This is a genomic window from Burkholderia sp. Bp9016 (assembly GCF_003857765.1).
GTDB lineage: Bacteria > Pseudomonadota > Gammaproteobacteria > Burkholderiales > Burkholderiaceae > Burkholderia.
The window spans coordinates 16,767-36,944 of record NZ_QTPY01000040.1 but is presented as its reverse complement, the minus strand read 5'-3'; the positions used below and the strand labels follow the sequence as shown (position 1 = coordinate 36,944).

17 protein-coding genes and 2 pseudogenes are annotated in these 20,178 nt (G+C 55.0%); 7 read left to right on the top strand and 12 right to left on the bottom strand.

Going from position 1 to position 20,178, the window contains the following annotated elements; all coding sequences use genetic code 11:
* On the bottom strand, nt 1-291 hold a 291-nt coding region (tnpA, locus tag DIE13_RS30575; RefSeq protein ID WP_185731227.1), incomplete at its 3' end, for an IS66-like element accessory protein TnpA.
* Between the two features lie 114 nt (nt 292-405).
* Here tnpA and DIE13_RS30570 point away from each other — a divergent pair.
* A pseudogene (locus DIE13_RS30570) lies at nt 406-639 on the top strand (integrase); the annotation flags it as partial.
* A 249-nt stretch (nt 640-888) separates the two neighbouring features.
* Here DIE13_RS30570 and DIE13_RS30565 read toward each other — a convergent pair.
* Nucleotides 889-2,283 carry an amino acid permease gene (locus tag DIE13_RS30565; protein WP_124830739.1) on the bottom strand — a complete coding sequence of 465 codons (1,395 nt, stop codon included), beginning with the start codon at nt 2,281-2,283 and terminating at the stop codon, nt 889-891.
* 673 nt (nt 2,284-2,956) lie between these two features.
* Here DIE13_RS30565 and DIE13_RS33890 point away from each other — a divergent pair.
* Nucleotides 2,957-3,025: pseudogene (locus tag DIE13_RS33890) on the top strand (aminopeptidase N C-terminal domain-containing protein); the annotation flags it as partial.
* Nucleotides 3,026-3,359: 334 nt separating this feature from the next.
* On the opposite strand, the gene DIE13_RS30555 reads toward DIE13_RS33890, so the two are convergent.
* The gene (locus DIE13_RS30555) at nt 3,360-4,331 is read right to left on the bottom strand and encodes a LysR family transcriptional regulator (protein ID WP_185731226.1); all 972 of its coding nucleotides are present in this window, start codon (nt 4,329-4,331) and stop codon (nt 3,360-3,362) included.
* An 84-nt stretch (nt 4,332-4,415) separates the two neighbouring features.
* Between DIE13_RS30555 and DIE13_RS30550 the strand changes: the two genes are divergently transcribed.
* From DIE13_RS30550 to DIE13_RS30540, 3 genes are all read left to right on the top strand, one after another.
* Nucleotides 4,416-5,258, top strand: a complete 843-nt coding sequence (locus DIE13_RS30550; RefSeq protein ID WP_124830737.1) for a carbon-nitrogen hydrolase family protein — start codon at nt 4,416-4,418, stop codon at nt 5,256-5,258.
* Nucleotides 5,259-5,293: 35 nt separating this feature from the next.
* Nucleotides 5,294-6,613 (top strand): MFS transporter, encoded by a 1,320-nt coding sequence (locus DIE13_RS30545; protein WP_124830736.1) that lies wholly within the window; start codon nt 5,294-5,296, stop codon nt 6,611-6,613.
* Between the two features lie 107 nt (nt 6,614-6,720).
* Nucleotides 6,721-7,845, top strand: a complete 1,125-nt coding sequence (locus DIE13_RS30540; protein ID WP_124830735.1) for a porin — start codon at nt 6,721-6,723, stop codon at nt 7,843-7,845.
* A gap of 578 nt (nt 7,846-8,423) precedes the next feature.
* Here DIE13_RS30540 and DIE13_RS30535 read toward each other — a convergent pair.
* The 5 genes from DIE13_RS30535 to DIE13_RS30515 form a co-directional block, all read right to left on the bottom strand.
* Nucleotides 8,424-9,491, bottom strand: a complete 1,068-nt coding sequence (locus tag DIE13_RS30535) for a porin (RefSeq protein WP_124830734.1) — start codon at nt 9,489-9,491, stop codon at nt 8,424-8,426.
* A 191-nt stretch (nt 9,492-9,682) separates the two neighbouring features.
* Nucleotides 9,683-10,426 carry an amino acid ABC transporter ATP-binding protein gene (locus DIE13_RS30530; RefSeq protein ID WP_124830733.1) on the bottom strand — a complete coding sequence of 248 codons (744 nt, stop codon included), beginning with the start codon at nt 10,424-10,426 and terminating at the stop codon, nt 9,683-9,685.
* A complete protein-coding gene (locus DIE13_RS30525; RefSeq protein ID WP_124830732.1) occupies nt 10,426-11,538 on the bottom strand; it encodes an amino acid ABC transporter permease in 1,113 nt (370 codons plus the stop codon). Before DIE13_RS30525 ends, DIE13_RS30530 begins: the two co-directional genes overlap by 1 nt.
* Entirely contained in the window at nt 11,538-12,410 is an 873-nt protein-coding gene (locus DIE13_RS30520) for an ABC transporter substrate-binding protein (RefSeq protein ID WP_124830731.1), read from the bottom strand. The genes DIE13_RS30525 and DIE13_RS30520 overlap by 1 nt, the downstream gene beginning before the upstream one ends.
* A 29-nt stretch (nt 12,411-12,439) precedes the next feature.
* Nucleotides 12,440-13,147, bottom strand: a complete 708-nt coding sequence (locus DIE13_RS30515; protein WP_185731225.1) for a gamma-glutamyl-gamma-aminobutyrate hydrolase family protein — start codon at nt 13,145-13,147, stop codon at nt 12,440-12,442.
* Nucleotides 13,148-13,312: 165 nt separating this feature from the next.
* Between DIE13_RS30515 and DIE13_RS30510 the strand changes: the two genes are divergently transcribed.
* Nucleotides 13,313-13,969, top strand: coding sequence for a FadR/GntR family transcriptional regulator (locus DIE13_RS30510; RefSeq protein ID WP_158077514.1), 657 nt, complete (start codon nt 13,313-13,315; stop codon nt 13,967-13,969).
* A gap of 120 nt (nt 13,970-14,089) precedes the next feature.
* Here the strand turns inward: DIE13_RS30510 and DIE13_RS30505 are convergent, their stop codons facing one another.
* A complete protein-coding gene (locus tag DIE13_RS30505) occupies nt 14,090-15,223 on the bottom strand; it encodes a porin (RefSeq protein WP_124830728.1) in 1,134 nt (377 codons plus the stop codon).
* A 638-nt stretch (nt 15,224-15,861) separates the two neighbouring features.
* Between DIE13_RS30505 and DIE13_RS30500 the strand changes: the two genes are divergently transcribed.
* A complete protein-coding gene (locus DIE13_RS30500) occupies nt 15,862-16,782 on the top strand; it encodes a LysR substrate-binding domain-containing protein (protein ID WP_124830727.1) in 921 nt (306 codons plus the stop codon).
* Nucleotides 16,783-16,846: 64 nt separating this feature from the next.
* On the opposite strand, the gene lhgO is transcribed toward DIE13_RS30500, so the two are convergent.
* The 3 genes from lhgO to DIE13_RS30485 form a co-directional block, all read right to left on the bottom strand.
* Entirely contained in the window at nt 16,847-18,046 is a 1,200-nt protein-coding gene (gene lhgO, locus DIE13_RS30495) for an L-2-hydroxyglutarate oxidase (RefSeq protein WP_124830726.1), read from the bottom strand.
* Between the two features lie 13 nt (nt 18,047-18,059).
* Nucleotides 18,060-19,004: a glutarate dioxygenase GlaH gene (gene glaH / locus DIE13_RS30490; RefSeq protein WP_124830725.1), complete on the bottom strand. Its 945-nt coding sequence runs from the start codon at nt 19,002-19,004 to the stop codon at nt 18,060-18,062.
* A gap of 123 nt (nt 19,005-19,127) precedes the next feature.
* Nucleotides 19,128-19,931, bottom strand: a complete 804-nt coding sequence (locus tag DIE13_RS30485) for an HAD hydrolase-like protein (RefSeq protein ID WP_124830724.1) — start codon at nt 19,929-19,931, stop codon at nt 19,128-19,130.
* Nucleotides 19,932-20,178: the final 247 nt, after the last annotated feature.

The following is a 20,178-nucleotide window of genomic DNA, read 5'->3' as shown; positions in this document are numbered from 1 at the left end:
GATGCGGATCTCTGCCGAGTGCGGACTCGGCGCTCCCAATGGCACCGACACAAAGGCTGGCAGCGACGGTGGCGTGGCCGGTGGACGACCCAGCGGTCTCTTGGGAAGTCGCCCCTCCGCCTGATCGATCCAGCGCCGCAGCAGATTCGCGTTGAGCCGGTGTTCCAGCGCGACCGCAGCAACCGATACGCCGATTCCCTGGCACGCAGCTACCACCTGCGCCTTGAACTCCTCGCTGTACCGTTGCCGGCGACGACGCTCGGGGAGTGCTTCCGATTCGATAGTGTTCACGTGTCCGCTTATTCGTTAGGTGGACACGATACTCCCAAGAGCTTTACCCCAACTCAAGACGGGTTGCCCGGCCGCTTACAGTTCGCGGAACGACAGCGACATATCTTCGTGCTGGTCGCCGATGCGATCGAGGACGAGCGATCCACGACGGCGGAGAAGTTGCGCCGCGCGAGCCCGCATTGGATGCGCCACACACATGCATCGCATGCGCTGGCGCGGGGCGCCGAGCTGATCATGGTGCGCGACAATCTACGTCACGCGTCGATCCTGACAACATCGACCTGTCTGCACTGCGATGAAGTGCAGCGAGCTCGGCAGTTCGATCAGGTGTTTGCCGCGCGGAAATGAGCGGCAGGCCACGAAGCGCCATGTTAAAGCGAGCGCTAGATTTTGCACCTGGAGGACACAATTCTACGAAATCTATGGCTTCATAAGCCAATGATTTTTCAGCGTATTTTTAGATAAACCGCGAGATTTTGCACGAAAAAACGCTTACCCACGTCAGAAGCAGTTTTCAAGCGGCGTAGTAGGGGCTGCTAGCCCCTAACGTAGCTGAACGAGCTCGCTACCGCTAAAGTGCTACTAGTACATGCACCTTTAAGTGCGATTTGCAAGGCTTCGGTTACGGACGTCGGCCGCCTTTTGACCGATGCCGCGCATATAGTACACAACGCAAAGAAGGAGGATCCAAGCGGGGCCAACGCCGAGGATTACACGTGTTTCCTCACGAAAAGCCATCGAGACCAATACGCCGACAAGGAACAGGCCGGCCACGTAGTTGGCGTACGGGAAGATTGGAACGCGCAGTTTCATTTTCCGCACTTCGTTCGACGACAGTGATTTTCTAAAGTTAAACTGTGCCACGAGAATAACACCCCAAGTCCAGATCGAACTGAACGCCGCGATAGCGCTGAGCCATACAAATACCTGCGAGGGCGCGACGTAATTTAGTGCGACGCCAATAATAAGGAGTGCGCCGGTGAGCATGATGGCACGCCGCGGAACGCCGTTCGACGTGGTGGCAAATCGTGGTGAAGCATGTCCATTTTGCGCGAGATTGAACAGCATCCGACCAGTACAATAAATGCCACTATTCGCGGCCGAAAGTGCTGCGGTCAAAACAACGAAGTTCACGATGCCTGCCGCGCCAGGAATCCCCATTCTCTGGAACATCATAACGAAGGGGCTGCCTTGGGTGCCGATCTCGTTCCAGGGATAAATAGCCATAATCACAAGGAGGGAACCGAAGTAAAAGATCAGCACGCGCCAGAAAACAGAGTTGATCGCACGCGAAAGTGACTTCGTCGGATTTTTCGCCTCACCCGCTGTCAGGCCGAGCACCTCAAGGCCAGCGTACGAATACGCCACCATCGGCAACGCGAGAAGAATACCCGAGAGACCGTGAGGCATAAAACCGCCATGCGTCCAAAGATTTCGAAAGCCTGTAGCAATACCGCCGTTCGCAAATCCAAAAAAGACGGTTCCAGCTCCGACAACAATCATCAGGACAATAGTCGCAACTTTGATGAGTGCAACCCAGAATTCGAATTCGCCATAGATTTTCACAGATATAAAGTTCGTACCTGCGCACAACAGGAGTGCAGCTAAGGTCCAAACCCAGCTAGGCGTATCGGGGTACCAAAGATGCATATACACGCTGACCGCCGAGGTTTCTGCCATGCAGCCGATAACCCATCCAAACCAGTATGTCCAGCCGGTCAGAAAACCGGCAAATGGCCCAATATAGTCTTGAGCATATCGAGCAAATGAGCCGGAAACCGGGTTATGAATTGCCATTTCCCCAAGCGCGCGCATGATGATAAACATCACCCCGCCGCAAACGAGGTAGGAAATCAGGATAGCCGGCCCAGCAATTTTTATCGCTGTGGCGGATCCGAGAAATAGACCGACACCTATCGCCGCGCCAAGTGCCATCAGGCTGATGTGTCGCTCCGCGAGGCCGCGGTGCAGGTCATTTTCCGAGTTGTGCATCTGAAGTCTCCTTAAACGCGGGACTGATTGAACCGAGGTGCCGCGCTTTAACTGCTGTCGCTGAAAGCATGTTTGTGGGAAAGCCGAGGACATTTCGCCGTCGATTTAGTCGGATGCTAACGCCAGGACGATCGGCTGTTGAGCGCCCGGTGGTGCGCAGCGGGGACGCATTGACGAGCAGTTGCATCCAGCAACACAAAAACTTACCGGCATATATGTCGCGCCACCACTCTTCCCACGAGAGGTTCTGGTCCAGCGGCAATGGGGTGGGGCCTGTCACTTCTGAGGCAAGTGCCCGACGCGCTCGCGCTGAAACGGAAGCCGATCTCAACAAAAGGTTGGCGAATCTACCCATTTCCTATGCGTAAAAACTATAACATATAGAATTTATAGAACATAGAAAGCACACCTGCTCGTTTACCCGAGTTAGGCGACGAGTCTGACCGTCGGCGAGGATGTGGTTGCCACGCTTTTTGGGGCCTAGCGCACGTACGAGATGAGCGGCGGCGATCCGGAGATACACGCAGCTCGTTCGCAGTTGGCTGCCGGCAATCCGCCGCTTTGCCCTGCTCGATGCTGGAGTTGCCCCCGGTAATGCCGGACACAGCTTCACACCAAGGTTGCTGAATCCATCGAGCGCCGGAACTCGCGAGGCGAGCGATATTTCTGCGGCAACGACGAACTCGCCTTTCTGCTCGCGCACGAAGGCGATCCGTTCAACCGTTGGGAAGCGGGCCAGCGCTCGAAACCAGCGATGCGCGGTACACGCGATTGCTCCCAGGGCACGATGTTGCCGGTCCCAAAGAGATGCACGTCAAAGACATCTTCGTCGAAATGGCTTGTGCAAGCCACATCAGCGCGATCTACCGAATTGGTGACTCTGACGAGGCCAGAGCTTGATCGACTCAGGTAACCAAAGACGTGGTGGACACGGGATGAAGCGTGAACGGGCGGTTGACCGACTGGGCCTAACTTTGTGTCAGGTGGAATCAATGGGGCCGGGTATAGGGCCGCTGATCCCATCGGCCTGGTTCCGCAGCATCGTTGTCATGCGAGCACCCATCAAACGCAGCTCATCAAGCGCGACCGGCAGCGCGCGCGCACTCGATGAAGCTGCGAACGAGCGGAATGCGGTGCTTGTCGCTCCACACCAAACTGAAATCGAGTCGCGCATGCTTGTCAGACAATGGAATGCCCACTATGTCCGGCGGTAGCGAGGCAAGGACAGATTCGGAGAACAAGGTTATGCCTCGACCGAGCGAAACGAGCCTGAGAAGGACTGGCATATCGTCGGCTTCTTCAACAACATCAGGTAAGACACCCGCACGCAGACACGCGCTTTCTACGACCGAGCGGAACGTTCGCCATCGGTTCATGGTGCCGAAGACGAAGGGCATACCACGTAAGTCCTTTAACGCTATCGTTGTCCGTTTAGCGATGGGTTCGTATTTGGACGCCAACACCACGAGCCGCTCACGAGACACCGGAATGTGCGGAAGTCCGCCGCCGCACGCTGCAGTGAGGGCGAAGCCCGCATCGATGGCGCCCTCCGAGATCGCGCTGATCTGATCGACAGAGGACATGAGGAAAAGACTCACTTCAGCGCCTGGAAATTCATTCTTGAACTGCAGAACGATCTTCGGCACAACTCCATATGCAGTGAGCGCAGAATAGGCTACAGATAACGTTCCAGCCTCTCCCTTCGCCGTCATCTGCGCGGCCCTCACCGCATGCTGGAGCAAGTTCACCGCCTCCTGAGCGTTGACAGCAAACAACGCCCCTGCTTCCGTTAGCTCCACACGCCTTGTCGTACGAACCAGCAACGCGAAGCCGAGATCATCCTCCAGCGCCTTAACGTATCGACTGACCGCAGGTTGTGCGATATGGAGCTGAGCAGCTGCCTTGCGAAAGCTCAAATGATGCGCTACGGCAAGAAACGCGCGCAGGCGCTGATGGTCAACGAGGCGGTCCATATATACAAATTTAGCATCAATAGAAGCTGAATTGATATTGGACGGAATATTACTGGCGGTAAAAGATTTGTTCAAGGCACTCCGCTCTATGCCTGTGACGACCACTGCCCGATCCGCTGCGGCAGTCGCGATCGATGAACCCTTTACCATCAGACAAATATGTATCAAGACTCAATCGATGACATCCAGACCGTGATTTCCGTCGGACAATTGGCCGGCACACACGATATCGAGCAGAACATCGCTAGCATTGAGCGTCTCGCGCGCACTGCTGCAAGCCATGGATCCAGGCTAATCGTGTTACCGGAGGCAGTGATGTATGCCTATACCGAATCAGGCGAGAAAATTGCCCAAATTGCCCGCCAGTGGGGGCGCAAATTCGAATCGGCTCTAAAAGGCATTGCTGATCGGCATGGAATTTCGCTCTTGGCGGGTGCCTACCTCCCAACGCAGACGGGACGCTCGAGCAACACGCTGATACTTGCACGTCCAGGCGCGGAACCGTCGCTTCACTACAACAAATTACATCTTTACGACGCCTTCGACTTTAAGGAATCCGAAAAGCATGATGTAACCGCGCTCAAATCGGACTTCAGCGAACTCGTTACCTTCGACCTCGATGGATTTACTGTCGGCATTCTGAACTGCTATGACCTTCGCTTCCCGGAAATGGCCCGTCTGCTAGTGGAAAAAGGCGCCGAAGTTCTGGTTGTTTCTTCAGGTTGGGTAGCTGGGCCGCTGAAAGAACTGCAATGGGAAACGCTCCTGAGAGCTCGGGCAATCGAGAACACATGCTTCGTAGCGGGAAGCTGTCAGCCGGCCCCGCTCTCAACGGGCCTTTCCATGATTATCGATCCCATGGGGGCGGTAACCAGTGGTGCTCACGAAGGCGAAGCGCTCGCGACGAGCACTCTTTCCAAGAAGCGACTGAAGCTGGTCCGAGACAAGCTTCCGTGTCTCGAGCAGCGACGTTATTCGCTCCTCCGGACTCACACCCAATAAGCAGACTCGACATAGCCAAGGAGCGTCGCCTTAGTATGAACAACACAGCAACGGCCGTTACGCCGGTCGCACGCACTGCGGAGTTTCGTAGAGTTATGGCATCTGCCGCGATCGGCCAATTCGTGGAATGGTACGACTTCGTGGTGTACGCCTATTCGGCAGGAATCATCGCAAAACTTTTCTTCCCCAACTCTGATCCGGTCGCAGCATTGCTTTCGACCTTTGCTGTGTATGCCGTTGGTTTCTTGGTGAGAATCGTCGGCGGCTTCGTTCTTGGCCGTCTCGGTGACCATTCAGGCAGACGGGGCGTGCTCGCCTTCGTCGTCCTGATGATGGGGGCATCTACCGTCTGCATAGGGATTCTGCCAACCTATTCAGAGATCGGTATCGCCGCGCCTGCGCTTCTGGTTGTTTGCAGACTCGTTCAAGGCCTTTCAGCTGCAGGCGAATCCACGGGATCCAACTCTTTCGTTGCCGAGCACGCACCGCCGGCGCGACGCGGCCTCTTTGTTGCATTTACGTACTCATTCGCCAATATCGCCCCGATATTTGCGGCACTAACCGTCTTGGCAATAGCCAGTGGCCTTGGTGCCGATAGATATGCTGCGTGGGGGTGGCGAATTCCCTTTCTGCTGGGGGCACCGCTTGCTTTGGTGGGACTCTACATTCGGTCGCATCTGAGCGAGTCCCCTGCGTTTGAAGCCGCGAAACAAAGCGCCCCCACTACAGTTCAGCCATTTTGGGTCACAATCAAAGAGCATAGGTCCGGGCTCGGATTTGTATTTACACTTTCTGTCGCCTCGAGCCTTGGGTTCTATTCCCTGGCAGGATATTTCGTCTCCTATCTCACCAACTCCGTTGGACTAGCCAAAAGCGACGCTCTGATTTCCAACAGTGTGTCACTGTTTATTGCGTTCATAAGCATGAACCTCGGAGCCCATCTGTCCGACCGTCTGGGACGAAAACCGATCCTGTTGACGGGGCTTCTCATGTCGTCACTCGCGATCATTCCGGGTTATATGCTCGCCATGCAAGGAACGCTCGCGGGTGCGATTCTAGGGCAGACGCTAATTGCTGCGACGAGCGGAATTTGGTGGGGCCCGCTTCCAGTGACCATGCTCGAACTTTTCCCTACACGAGTCCGTTTCAGTTGTTCTGCAATCGGCGTCAATGTTGCTTACGCGGTCTTCGGTGGCACGGCCCCGTACTTGGGGACGTGGCTTGTCCAGAAGACCGGCAATCTTCTCTCACCTGCAGTATATGCGGCCTCGGTCACGGTAATCAGCCTGATAGTTATCTCATTTTTGCCGGAGACCTATCGACGATCCCTTACGCAAGAAATAGATCGAAAATAAATCATCTCATCCGTATCGAATCAGACCGTAGCGTCCACCGTCTTAAATCGCATCAGATGATTTGATCTACCGCAAGAAACCCGCATACAATAAAGTCAGGATACCAAATGAAACGGACAATTATCACCACGGCACTACTTTGTGGACCCTCACTTGCTTTTCCTCAAAGCTCTGTAACGCTGTACGGTTTGTTGGAAGACGGTGTTACCTACGTGAACAACAGTGGCGACAAGGGAAGCGTGACCAGTCTTGTTTCTTCTATCGCCCAAGGAAATAAATGGGGATTACTTGGCACCGAAGATCTCGGCAGCGGCTGGAAAACTATTTTCAAGCTTGAGAACGGATTCAATCCGAACAATGGAAAGCTCGGAAACGGTGGTCTTGAGTTCGGGAGAAGTGCATTCATTGGTGTCGCAAATGATCGACTTGGCACCTTCACGCTCGGCCGCCAATACGACGCCATCCCCGACTTCTATGCGCCAACGACCATGAATGGAAACTGGGGCGCGTACTTCTCCCATGCCAACGATATTGACAATTCAGACAGCACTTACCGCATCAGCAGCACCGTAAAATATGTTAGTCCGAATATGAACGGTCTGCAGGTCGAAGGACTGGTCGCGCTTGGAGGCGTGCCAGGCTCCGTTTCCGCAAAAAGCACAGTCTCTGCCGGCGTAAGATTCTCAAACGGTCCAATCTACGTGGCCGCCGCATACACATCTTCGAAGACGCCGGCATCTCAATTTCCTGACGGCAACTGGGTTGCCAATCAACAGCGCCCCACTGCCAACGGTGCATTCGGATATGTCGGCCAGCCGGCGAACATGCAGGTTGCTGGCATTGGCGGCACTTATCAGTTCGGAAAAGCAAAAGTCGGCTTGTCTTATGATAATGTCCGGTTTGCTGATGCAAATGGAACGAATCGACCGGTTTTATTCAATAATTATGAAATCTGGTCACAATATTACTGGACACCATTTCTCGCGTTTGCCGCGGGTTACACTTTCACCTCAGTCACGTCAGACAGCGGCAACAGTCATCATCCAAGATACAACCAGTTCAACTTGATCGCGGATTACTTCATTTCAAAGCGAACGGACATTCAAATCTTGACGGTTTTCCAGAAGACATCGGGGGGCGCATTGGCGGATATCTACAATGGTTTTCCTGCAACTCAATCAAGCACCGATCGGCAACTTCTGGCGCGCGTGGCGATTCGACATAAATTTTGACGTACCACCAAAATGCGATGCGTGGTGCGTATTCGTCTCCGCGGCATGCTCAAAGCCATTGGTGGCGAGCTTCCCGCGGCACATCTATCACATGCGAAAGGCTAGTCGAACGGTGCACGACAGTGAATTCATTGATCCCCGGCGCGATTGACATCTGGTCGGCCGCCGAAGCATCTTGACGGACCAGTCCACGAGGTCGGCAAGGTGCTTCAACGAATTGCGCGCGCCGTCGATTTGCGTCGACGTGACGAGGACCGTTGCGCCATGCTCGATAGTCTCGCGAAGCATCCCTCACTGCTCTGAAGCACTGACGCGCTCGCACGTCTATGAGTGACATGATTACTGGCAACACATCTCTGCCACAATTAGCGAATCCGACAGACTATCGTCCGGCGCGGCGGTGCCCCAGCGGTAAACTCGGCAGAGGAGTTGACGATCAAAGGTGCCAGATATAGTGCGTGTGAGTCTTCAGCGAGATCACATACCGTCAACTCCTTCATGATGTACGTGCTCGCTGATCGAAAGCCGTGCATCGCGAAGCTATCGCCGCGCCTATAGCGACTGCAACTTAGTTCATGTTAGAACCAATGGCGCAAACCAATAGCGACTTCTGTTTGGTTTCTTGCCCCTGGAAGCTGAACGTTAGCCGCTCCGCTCGTATGATTGTAGTCAACTTGACCGTACACACTGGTCCTCTTTGAGAAAGCGTACTCCGCTTCCGAAACGAGGGCCCATCGCACGCCGTCATTGCCTGCGATTTTTTGCGCGTCATGAATATTGTCGTAATAGTACGCCTGACGAAGTAATACGGCTGGGTTCAACTGATACGAAACACCAGCAAAAAATCCCTGATCACGACGTTTGACGTCCGCTGTGCCAGATGGTGCGCCGATAATATTCAACTGTGTATCTGCAATACCAGTACCATCACGATTATTTTGATAGCCGGCATACAGTGTTGCCGGCCCGATCGCGTACGTTAGACCCAAGCCAAAGATGCGCTGGAGTCCACCATAGTTGGCGGCCTTAGTTTGTTGATACACGGCACCGGCTGTCATACTCCCTCCGGCATACATGATTGCACCACCGAACTGGGAATTTTGGGCGACGCTTCCCGGCACTCCGCCAACGCCGTAAGAAAGCCCTATCCGTACGGGTCCGAGCTCCTTCTCGTAGTACATGGCGCTCGGTCTTTTCCCGCTATCAGTGCCAAACCACCAAGCCGTGTTGTAGAAGTTGCCCACTGTGAGCGGATCGTAGTTGCTCATGGTGTTGTAGAAGATCGTGTTGATGTTTCCCGCGATTAACGATCCGAAGTGACCTTTGAGACCAACATACGCATATCGGTCGAAAATGACATTTTTGGATGCCATAGAACCATCCTGCGGATTGAAGCCGCTTTCCAGTCGAAAGATCGCACTCATCCCACCGCCGAGGTCTTCGTTCCCGAGCAACCCAAACCGACTGTGATTGATTGCGCCGTTACTCATTTCGACCACATCTCCTCCCTTCGGAGTGGCGTGATTTCTCCATACAAGGCTGGCGTCCACGACACCGTAAAGCGTGACGGACGACTGCGCGCTGGCCAACGAACTTGCCATAAGGGCTGCAATGGCAAAAGCAATGTTTTTCATCCGGATTTTCATCACAAATCTCCAACCAGTTTATCGAATTTATGTTTATTAATTAGTACGGCGAAATTCTATATATAAATTATTCTTATATCGTCTCGCTTTCTCGCCTCAATGACGCAAAGAATGGACCAAGGAACTGAAAAAGTTCCGATTCAATTTGGTGAAAGAGACGCCCCTGTTGGCGTGCAGGCGCTATGTATTTGTTATAGCCTGCCCGCGTCGACAATTTTTTTGAGAAATTCTCTGGTTCTCGCCTCTACGGGATCACCGAACAACTGCGAAGGCGGCCCTTTCTCGAGCACGCGACCTTGTTCAAGGAAAACAACCAGATCAGACACTTCCCGAGCGAACTGCATCTCGTGTGTCGCGAGAATCATGGTCATACCATCCGCTGCCAGGTCGCGGACGATGTTAAGCACTTCGGACACAAGTTCGGGGTCGAGCGCAGAAGTGATTTCATCCAGAAGCATGGCCTCGGGTCGCATCGCAATAGTACGGATAATCGCGACCCGTTGTTGCTGACCACCCGAGAGCTGATCCGGATAATATTCGGCGCGATGCGACAAATTCACCCGATCTAACAGTTCGCGAGCACGCTCCCGTGCCGCACCGACATTCTCTCCCAGCAATTTAACCGGCCCCAAAGCCACATTGTCCAGCACGGTCATATGGGGAAAGAGATTGTAGGACTGAAATACCATACCGACCCGCTTGCGCAATCGATTGACGTCGACGCCTGGGCCAGATACGACGTCGCCGCCGATTAGAACCTTGCCAGTGTCGATGGTCTCCAATGCATTGATGCAACGAAGAAGGGTCGACTTCCCGCAACCTGATGCGCCGATTAGCGTAACAACCTGATGCTTCTCGATATTAAGGTCGATTCCGCGAAGCACTTCGTGTTCCCCGTATCGCTTTTTTAGGTCGACAAGTTCGATGAATGACATTATTTACCCTTCTGGCGACGAGTTGAGCTTCGCGCAAGCATCCAGTCGACGAAGCGAGTTTGAGGTATCGTGACCATTACAAACAATGCAGCGACCACGGTGACCGACGACAGATTGAAGTTGCTCGACGCATAAAATTTCGCTTGATTGAATGCGTCGACAGTTCCAATGATGTTGACCAGAGAGGTGTCCTTTTGCAGTGCGATGAACCCACCAAGCAGCGGCGGAATGACACGACGCACCGCTTGAGGAAGGATCACGTACCTCAGCGTTTGGCCGTATGAGAACCCGAGTGAGCGCGTTGAAGACCACTGCGAAGGATGGATTGACTCAATGCCAGCCCTGTATGTCTCCGCAGCATATGCGCTAAATGTCATCGTCAAGGCAAAGATCGCATACCATTCTGGCGATAAGTCGCTTAGAAGCGGGATTTTCGCCAATGGAAGACCAAAGCCAACCAGGTAGAGGACAATGATGGCCGGAACCGCCCGCATAATGTCGATATATGCAATCGCCAACGCCCTCACCGGTGCTCCGGCCCGACCTGGAATCATCCGCATGACAGCGAGAACAAGTCCGAATACGAGCACTAGCGCTTGCGAAACAAGGGCCATCCATATGTTGACACCGAACGCCCTCAACACATCGAAGAAGCATTCCTTTATGACATCAATGCGTAGAAACGTTTTCTGAATGCTGCCATCATTGATCGTCAAGAACAAACCGAACATAAGAATTATCAAATATGTCAGGTTCAGGCCAAACGAAATAAGCGCATCCTGCTTCGCGCCGTCGGCACTTGCACGGGCTGCCAGAATATCGCTACGGCGCGCCTCGCGTTGAGCCTTGAGAGACAAGCGCAAGGCAGCGACGCTATACCAGAGCGACACAGCGGCAGCAACTACACCGACCGAGCTGATTGCAAGTCCAATAATGTTGCCGGCCCTATTGTGTGTAGAGGTCACCATGAGGGCACCGCCGATGGTTGCGATCAGCAGTAACAGTGCCAACGACGCCGTGATTGCCGCGATCGAAAGCGGCAGACTCTTGGGCGCCGGACTCAACGTGTCTCTGTCGACAAACGCGTTCGATGTTTCACTCACAATGTTCATCAACGTACGCTCCAGAAGGATATCTGGGATGGGTCAACACCGAACTTCGGTTGAAGGTATGTAGCCGAGAGCCTTTTGAGCGTACCGTCAGATGCGAGTGAACCGACCGCCGTATCGACGGGTTGCGTGTTGACCGAACCACGCGGGGTAATCACGCCATAACCCTGATCTACTTTAAATTGCCCGGGTACATGTACTACCCCATTTGATGCCTTGGCTTGCGTGAGAGCGAGCGTGGTATCGGTCACGACCGCATCGATCTGTCCTGCCATCAGAGCGGTGAACATGTCTTCCTGGGCTTGGTAAACACTAACCTTCGTCTGCGGCTTGAGGACGTTTGCGACCCAATCCGAGCCGACATTACCTTGAAGCACGCCGATACGCTTGTTCCTGATGTTACCTTCGGTAACGTCGCCAGAGACCTTCGTTGCAACACCGAGATTGGAAGTGAAGTACGGCCGAGAAAAGTTGAATACTTTCTTTCTCGGTTCGGTAATTGTTGTCGACGCAATCGCTACGTCGTAGCCAGTCGCCATCCCGGAAAAGAACTGCGCGGGGCTGATGTTCTTGATCCTGATATGGTGAAGTCCGGCGCGCGATGCGATGTTGGCAGCAAGGCAGTACTCGAATCCTCCGTTGATGGTGTCCGGCGACATCCCGTTCCACCAACCGGGGTTAGGCAAGATGGTGGCCACCGTCAGCGTATCTTTCTCGACCGTTTGCAGCTTAATATTTTGCTGCGTGCTTGTAATCTCGCAGGTTCCGAACGAGGACGAAGTCTGAGCCTGGCTACCTGCGATCGCGGGTGTGACGACGGTTGCAGTCGTTACAAGCATCCACGTGGCGGCCGCAGTCGAAAATTTGCGCTTCATATGCAATCCTTAATAAATCAACCAGAAATTCACGAGCGAATCTTCGAATAGTTCGAACACTCACGTTCCAGAGCGGAAAATAACAGCTCCAATTGCACCTGATCAGCACCAGGGTATTCCGGATGCCATTGAACGCCTACCCCCCATTGATCGCCCGCTATCTCGATCGCTTCAGTGATGCCATCCGGCGCGACGGCTGAAACGATAAGGCTTTCTCCGAGCTCATGAACGGCCTGGTGATGTGCGGAATGGACGATGATCTGGCCAGTGCGGTAGATCACCCCCAGCTTGCTATCAGGCAGAATCCGTACGCTGTGCGTGATGAATTGCGTGTTGTTTGCAGATACATTGTGAATGGACTGGGTGCCAACGTCCTGCAGAAGCGAGCCGCCGAGCGCAACGTTCAAAATTTGCATTCCCCGGCAAATGCCCAGGAATGGCATCGAACGTTTCATCGCGGCGCGAACGAGCTTGATCTCAAAATCGTCAGCTCGCGGGTTGATCCCATATGAGCACGGATGCAAGGTGTCGTCACCATAATTTCCGGGGTGAACGTCGCTGCCGCCGAGCACGACAAGTCCGTCATACTCGCTGATAAGATCAGCGGGATCTCTGGACGAATGAGCAGCGTCCACCATGCCTGCGTCGAGGCCTGCTCTGGCCAGTTTCGAAACGGTGTGGTTCGCCAAGGTCCGGAGCGCCAGGTTCAATTCCGGCGCAGCGAGCTCAGAGTCCATGACGCAGGATACCAAGACGCGAGCGGGCACTTTTTTAGCAACTTCTGACATAAGGAGTATAATTGAGTGTCGACGGTAAAACTATAACACCTAGAGATTATGGACAAAAAAGCTTTCGCATCCACACTTACCCCTATCGCGGGGCAGAGTGCACCCGAAACAATCGTGCGCAAGGTAACCGAAAGCATCACGACCGGTGAGTTTCGGCCCGGCGACAAGTTGCCTCGGGAGGAAGAACTCGCCCGTACGTTCGGGGTGGCACCCATGACGCTTCGCACCGCACTCGCGTCCCTGCGCGAACTAGGGCTGGTCGTGACAACACGTGGGCGGTTCGGCGGTAGTTACATTGCAGAAAATGTCGGCCAGCGCTTGCGAGAAGTGGCGGGAGCAAACACATTCACACAGAGTGAACTCCGAAGTCTCACCGACTGGCGCCGCGCAATATCCGGAGAGGCCTGCTTCCTTGCAGCCGAACGGGGCAGCGAGAGAGACATCCGGAGGATTGAAGAGGCGGCCCGACGGTTTGACGCGGAGCCTACCGACGTACCGGCAAGACGCATGGCCGATGCACACCTCCACACCTTGATAGCGGAAGCCGCCAAGTCTCCGGACCTGCTGCGTGAGGAGGTAGAAATACAGGCGCAGATGAACCGTCTGATCATGCCGCTGCCTCTCATTACACCGGTGAAAGGAACGCTTTCCTTTGAACATCGGCGATTGGTGTCGGCCATTGCCGCGCGGGACGCCGACGGCGCAAGGCGAGAGATGATCGCACACGTTGAATCAACGTTCGAATGGTGCAAACCACTCTTGGGTTGTTGATATCGCCACGCTTGCAGATCGCGCCAGATCCGGTCGTGCGTTCGTCTGGCGAAATCCATGTGCGGCAGTTCGAATTATTCGAACCGCCCCGTGTTCAATGACGTCGCTCGTCGCGGCGACTCAGAAGGTATGCATCATGGCGACGCGGGACACGACTTGATGCGAGTTCGAGGAAACGCCAGCTGAACCAACAATGAATGCGTTGTCGAGCACGGTGCCGGTCGCACCCGAAACCTTTTGATACACCGCTTGCGCATAGAGCACGGTTCGCTTGGACAGCGAGTAGGAGGCCATGACGCCACCTTCGTTCCAGTGAATGGACGACGCCCCCCCGCCGCTGTTCACCTTGGCGCGCGTATAGGTATACATGCCGCCGACGGAAAAGGCAGGCGATATATCGTACTTTACGTTCCCTTCGAAGTTGTCGAACCTGGTGCTTCCGTTGCTCGTTCTCAGGTCGCCAACCCATATCGAGCTTGCCGGCCGAGACACATTCATATGCGTGTACACGAGCCCTAGCGTCGCAGGACCAATGCCGTAGTTTGCGCCAATGCCGTAGATCTTTTGGTTCCCCGCGACAAATCCTGCGTCGTCGGTGGTAAGGGCACCGGTCTGAGATGCACCCGGAGACGAAAGGTCTGCATAAATTGCCCCGACGGTAAGCGTGTCATACGTGTATTTGATGCCTGCCGTCACTGCTCGATTCAGTGCAAAACCACCGGCCTGGTTGCTGAACCCGTACATCGCGGTGGCGGAGAAACCACCGTAAGTACCAGACGTGTACTTGATGGCGTTATCGATATGAAATGTCGCATCCGTATTGTCGTTGTCCAAAGGGTGTGAGAAAAGCGTCCCGGCCCAATTGCCATTGGCCGTCAGCGGACCCAGCACATCCGTAATGGAGTCGAACTGGCGACCCAGCGTCAGCGATCCCAAAGCGTCTGATTGCAGACCCACGTATGCGTTGTAGCCGAAGAGCCGCCCTCCGTACGACAGCCGACCGTTGTTGATATCGAAGCCGTTGTCGAGTTGAAAGATGCCATGCAGGCCGCCGCCAAGTTCTTCGCTGCCTTTCAGCCCGAACCGGCTGACGCCCAGGTCGGCGGTCGACATCTGATATGCCTTTGCTCCGCCAGCGTTGTTGGTGAAGTTCAGGCCTTCGTCGAGGACCCCATACAGGGTAACGCTACCTTGTGCGCTGGCGACAGTCGAAAAGATGAACGTGGCGGCGGCGACTGACAGAGACTTTTGCATGAAGAACCTATTATGAGAGTGAGGTAATTGAAGACAGACTTCCGTTCGGACCTGTTTCGTGACGGCCCTGGTCGTGGCAGTCCACGATCGCATGGGGCGTCCGTAACGCCTGTCGGCTGCTCTCCCGAATCATCTGCATCGTCTCTGGACGACAACTGCAGATCCCGACCTTTGGGTGAAAGGCATCGCGATTCGGTTGTGACGCCAGCCATATGGCGACAATGAGACCCAGTACCTGGCAGACGGAAACCGTTATGGTCCGTACACATCCATGCGCAGCAGAGATCATTCGTACCATTCGTTGTCCTATATGACACACGTTGCATCTCGAAGGAACGGATTGTCCGCGAACCCCGGCTGCCAACCGCTGCCGTCTGTGTGACCTCTAAGAGCAGGAACAATGCCAATCACGCGTCGACATCGCTTTTTTCCGTCGAATCAGCACGTTAGCGAATCAGCGTAGGCGATTTCCCCTACTGCCGAGGTGATGCAGAACTGCGGCACCCGTGATGCAGTGATGCGGCTCTGCCATCAGAGCCCACCCATGTGACGACACACGCGACAGCGACTCACATGCCTTCATTTGCGAATATCCGGCGGCTGGGTATCATGTGAACCATTCCGCCACGATTGACCAAGTGCAAAAGAAGACCGCTCGCATGGACCTACGACAGCTTCGATACTTCGTGACCGTTGCCGAACAACTGCACTTCGCGAATGCTGCGGAAACGCTCGACATCGCTCCATCTGCGCTGAGCATGCAGATACTTGCGCTTGAAAAGGAGCTCGGCGTAAAGCTGCTGATAAGGACGAAGCGCTCGGTTACCCTGAATGCAGCGGGTTTGTTGTTCCTGCAAGAGGCCAGACAGACGCTCGCTGCAGCCGAGAACGCGAAGCGCGTTGCGATGATGGCCGGGCGTGGACAACTTGGTGCGCTGGAAATCGGATACGTGATTTCCGCGGCATGCGCCGGCGTCGTACAACGGTTACTGACTAGCCATGCCGAAAGCTATCCGCAGGTGCGAACCGGGCTACATTCGCTGGATAGCCCGGCTCAAATTCAACGACTCCATCAACGGGATCTCGATGCGTGCATTGTGCGAACAGCCGCAGGCAACCGCGAAGAAGTCGACCAGATTCTTTTGTTGAGAGAAAGGCTAGTTGTCGCCTTACCACAAACTCATCGCCTGGCAGGACAGGAAGCGATACACGCGGCAGAGCTCGCCGACGAGACCTTCACGGCACCTCAATTCGAGCGAGACATTGGCTTTGCCCGTCATCTGTTGGCAATCGGTCGAGACGCCGGTTTTACACCGAGGATTGAGCTCCAGACGAAGGACTTCCTCACGGCTCTCGTGCATGTCGCGTCCGCCCACGGCGTGGCAATCGTGCCGGAGAGTATCGGAAACATCAGGCTTCCCGGGTTAGTGTTTCGCCAATTGTTAGATATCCAGGACGATTCAGAGTTGTATCTTGTCTTGCGCAGGAATGACCAATCGCCGTTAGTCGCGAGCCTGCGGGACATCGCCATTCGAATGGGTGGGACGCGAGTCGAATAGCGACGAAGGGGCGCCAGAGCACACCCTCCGTCTGAAATATCATCTGATGCGCGCTTCCGTCGCCTCAACCGGCAAGGTCGATAGCGCGGGCGATATGTTCTCCAATCTCGATCGACGCCGTTGCTGCAGGAGACGGAGCGTTGCAAACGTGAATGGATCGGTCGCCTGGAATGAGATGAAAGTCGTCCACGAGGCTGCCGTCGGACTTCAGCGCTTGTGCGCGGACGCCGGCAGGCGCAGCCACGAGGTCGCTTTCGTGAATCTCGGGAATGAGCTGCTGCAGGCTCTTGACGAAAGCCGCCTTGCTCACTGAGCGCTGCATTTCCTCGAGTCCTTCCCGCCAGTACTTCGACGACAGCTTCCAGAAGCCCGGGTACATCAAGACTTCGCCAAGGTCTCGAAGGCTGAAGTCCCTCTTGCGGTAACCCTCGCGCTTGAAGGCCAGCACTGCATTGGGCCCCGCTTCAACGTGACCACCAATCATCCGGGTGTAGTGAACCCCGAGAAACGGGAAATTCGGGTTCGGTACCGGGTAGATCAGGTGCTTCACGAGATGTCGGCGTTCGGGTCGAATCTCGTAATACTCGCCCCGAAACGGCACGATCTTCAAGTCGTCGGCGACGTTGTCCATCCTCGCGACGCGATCCGAGTGAAGGCCGGCACAGTTGATGACGAACTTCGTCTGGACAACCCCTTGACGTGTTTCAATCTCAACGTTCGATGCGTTCTTGCGAATCGCCAGGACCCGCTCACCCAGGCTGATTTCGCCTCCACCCAGGGTGATGATTCGGCCGTACATCTGGCAAACCTGTTTGTAGTTCACGATGCCAGCGGCAGGAACTCGAATCGCTTGCAAGCCCGCGACGTGGGGCTCGATCTCCTTCAACTGGTCCGGCCCAATCTTTTCAATGGCAAGGCCGTTCTCGAGCCCGCGTTTGTACAGATTCTCAAGCAGGGGAAGTTCCTCGGGCTTGGTCGCAACAATCACTTTCCCGCAGATTTCGTGTTCAATCGCATGCTCCTCGCAGAAGCGGACCATCGACTCGCTACCGGCACGCGCGAACTTCGCCTTGAAGCTCCCTGGTTTGTAGTAGATACCTGAGTGGATTACACCGCTGTTGTGACCAGTCTGGTGTTCAGCGAGGGAGTTCTCTTTTTCGATGACGATAATCTTCTTGCCGGGGAACCGCTTCGTTAGCGCCATCCCGGTCGAAAGTCCAACGATACCGCCGCCGACAATGGCAAAGTCATATGGCCGCTTCATAACGTCTAACGCCTCACAGTTGCGTGAATTCCCCGCGAATGCGCATCAGCTCGCGGTGCAGTCCCGGGTTCTTTTCGAACGGCGCCCGGCCATGAAGCCAGAACAGGTTGTTCAACATCACAAGGTCGCCGACGGGCAGCGGGATAGCAGCCGTTCCCTTTGACGCTTCCATCGACTCGGACAGACTTTGCAGGTAGTACGCGTGGTCGATCGACTCCGGATTGGCGAATTGGTCGATGAAGCAGATGCCCGGCTTGCCGTCGACATTGAAGAACGTACGCCGTTCGACTTGCTGCCCCACATTTTTGCTAGGCGGAGACTTATACGTGAACTTGTAAGAGGCGAGCGGGTGATTGACGAACTGGTCCAACTGTTCCCAATCGTCCAAATGGAGCAGCCGTGACTCGCCACCGACAGCGTTCTGTTCACTAAACTTCATCATGAGCAGCCAGTCAGTCGGCTCATCGACGAAAGTTCCGTCGGTGTGCAGCGTGAACAGACGATACGCCTGACGCAGGTAGGAATCGCTGTTATCCGTATCTTTCACCAAGAAGCGAGCGTAGTACGTACCCGACATCGAGTCATGGTTGGCTGGCCCGACAAGATGAGCCATGGCCGTGCCGAACTTCACGTAGTCGTCCGCGTTGCTCGCCGCGCCTTGCACACCGATGGTCAGCCCGCCGGAAGCGCGGTCGCGCAGGATGCTCCGCACGGTGTCGGTGAAGCTCTTCCCCAGCATTGCTTCCAGCTTGCCTGCGAGGACGAACCGCATATACGGTACATACTCGAGATTCTGGCTGTTGATTTCACGTGTTTGCTCAAAGAATCGATCGAGTACTTCCTGGTCGACTTCAATGTGGCGAATGCGTGCATGATGCGGATTCTGTCCGACATGGAAGCGCTCGCCCTTTGCCAGTCCATACGGACTCCTAATTTCAGTCACTTGTGCGGTATCCATTTTTTCGCCTCTCCTTCGCAGATGTGGTGCGGGTATGAACCATTCTAGTTTTGACTTGGGCGGCTCTCAATTCGATTCGGGTGTGATTCAATTCAGAAAAACTGATTTGTTCATCCGTTTGCCTTACGCGCGACGGACTGACGAACGTAGCGGCACCGTCAGCTGCCTGTGACCGGACGACGCGATTCGCTGCCGAATACGTGTGATGGCACGAACCGTCAAGACGCCCGCGTTGAGCTCCTTGATTCCGACCACGTTAAGCAACGGCCGCGCCTCATCGCCCAGGTGCGGAAGCAACATTTGAGCAGCCGAGAAGTCCTGGCTCTCCGTCCAGAAACTCGGTAGCGCAACCGTCCAGATACCGACAGCCGAGGCGGCTTGAACACCGATGGTTGTCGCGGCAAGCGCGACGGCAGTATTCGCTGGCAACTCAAGCGTGTGAAGCAGACGCTGATACATACCGCTGGTGACCTCGCTGAATCGCGTGCCGTCTCCCGAGGCAACGGCGCAGATGGTCGACGTCCAGTTGCTGCCCAACAGTGACTCCAGTGCCATCGATACTGAGCTCGGCGTTTGGCAGCTGACGACTGCGATGCGATAGCCGCCCTGTTCCGCTTGTTGAAGCACCCGCGCGACACCCGGACGGAACGCCAGCCCTCGCTCCTTGAGGAGTCGGTTGAATGCTTCTACCCGTTCCGCCTCGATGCTCCCGAGCAAATCGTCCGACCAGTCCGCTTCGACCTGCTCTTGATAGCAGGCAGGAAGCTGAGGACGACTGCTCACGGACAGCAAGCGCTGATACACCTCGGGCGTCCAACGCAAGCTGAGCCCGACACGAGAAAAAGCGGTGTTGAATGCCAGCAGGTGCAGTGAATCTGTGTCTGCCAATGCGCCATCAAGGCTGAAAATCAATACTTCAGTCGACACGTGTCACCTCGAATGAGAAGTGTCCAAAACGCGCATCTGCGTCTTGCCACAGGCTGGTAGGCGGTCGAACCACTTTCGGGGAAGCGAACTAACGACCAGGATTTCGTGGATTCCTTGATACACATTTCGTGCCAAGCACGACAGCGAATGACCGCTCAAGGCTTGACAGCCAGTTTTTGAATTGACAAGCCGCCCGCGTGATTCATTCCTGCAATTTGCTGCACTACAAGCATCACAAAAATGAATC

Bases quoted from the DNA above. Each gene is read 5' to 3' on its own strand.
- DIE13_RS30565 (WP_124830739.1), bottom strand. From the start codon at position 2,283: ATGCACAACTCGGAAAATGACCTGCACCGCGGCCTCGCGGAGCGACAC.
- DIE13_RS30550 (WP_124830737.1), top strand. From the start codon at position 4,416: ATGTATCAAGACTCAATCGATGACATCCAGACCGTGATTTCCGTCGGA.
- DIE13_RS30545 (WP_124830736.1), top strand. From the start codon at position 5,294: ATGAACAACACAGCAACGGCCGTTACGCCGGTCGCACGCACTGCGGAG.
- DIE13_RS30540 (WP_124830735.1), top strand. From the start codon at position 6,721: ATGAAACGGACAATTATCACCACGGCACTACTTTGTGGACCCTCACTT.
- DIE13_RS30535 (WP_124830734.1), bottom strand. From the start codon at position 9,491: ATGAAAATCCGGATGAAAAACATTGCTTTTGCCATTGCAGCCCTTATG.
- DIE13_RS30530 (WP_124830733.1), bottom strand. From the start codon at position 10,426: ATGTCATTCATCGAACTTGTCGACCTAAAAAAGCGATACGGGGAACAC.
- DIE13_RS30525 (WP_124830732.1), bottom strand. From the start codon at position 11,538: ATGAACATTGTGAGTGAAACATCGAACGCGTTTGTCGACAGAGACACG.
- DIE13_RS30520 (WP_124830731.1), bottom strand. From the start codon at position 12,410: ATGAAGCGCAAATTTTCGACTGCGGCCGCCACGTGGATGCTTGTAACG.
- DIE13_RS30515 (WP_185731225.1), bottom strand. From the start codon at position 13,147: ATGGACTCTGAGCTCGCTGCGCCGGAATTGAACCTGGCGCTCCGGACC.
- DIE13_RS30505 (WP_124830728.1), bottom strand. From the start codon at position 15,223: ATGCAAAAGTCTCTGTCAGTCGCCGCCGCCACGTTCATCTTTTCGACT.
- lhgO (WP_124830726.1), bottom strand. From the start codon at position 18,046: ATGAAGCGGCCATATGACTTTGCCATTGTCGGCGGCGGTATCGTTGGA.
- glaH (WP_124830725.1), bottom strand. From the start codon at position 19,004: ATGGATACCGCACAAGTGACTGAAATTAGGAGTCCGTATGGACTGGCA.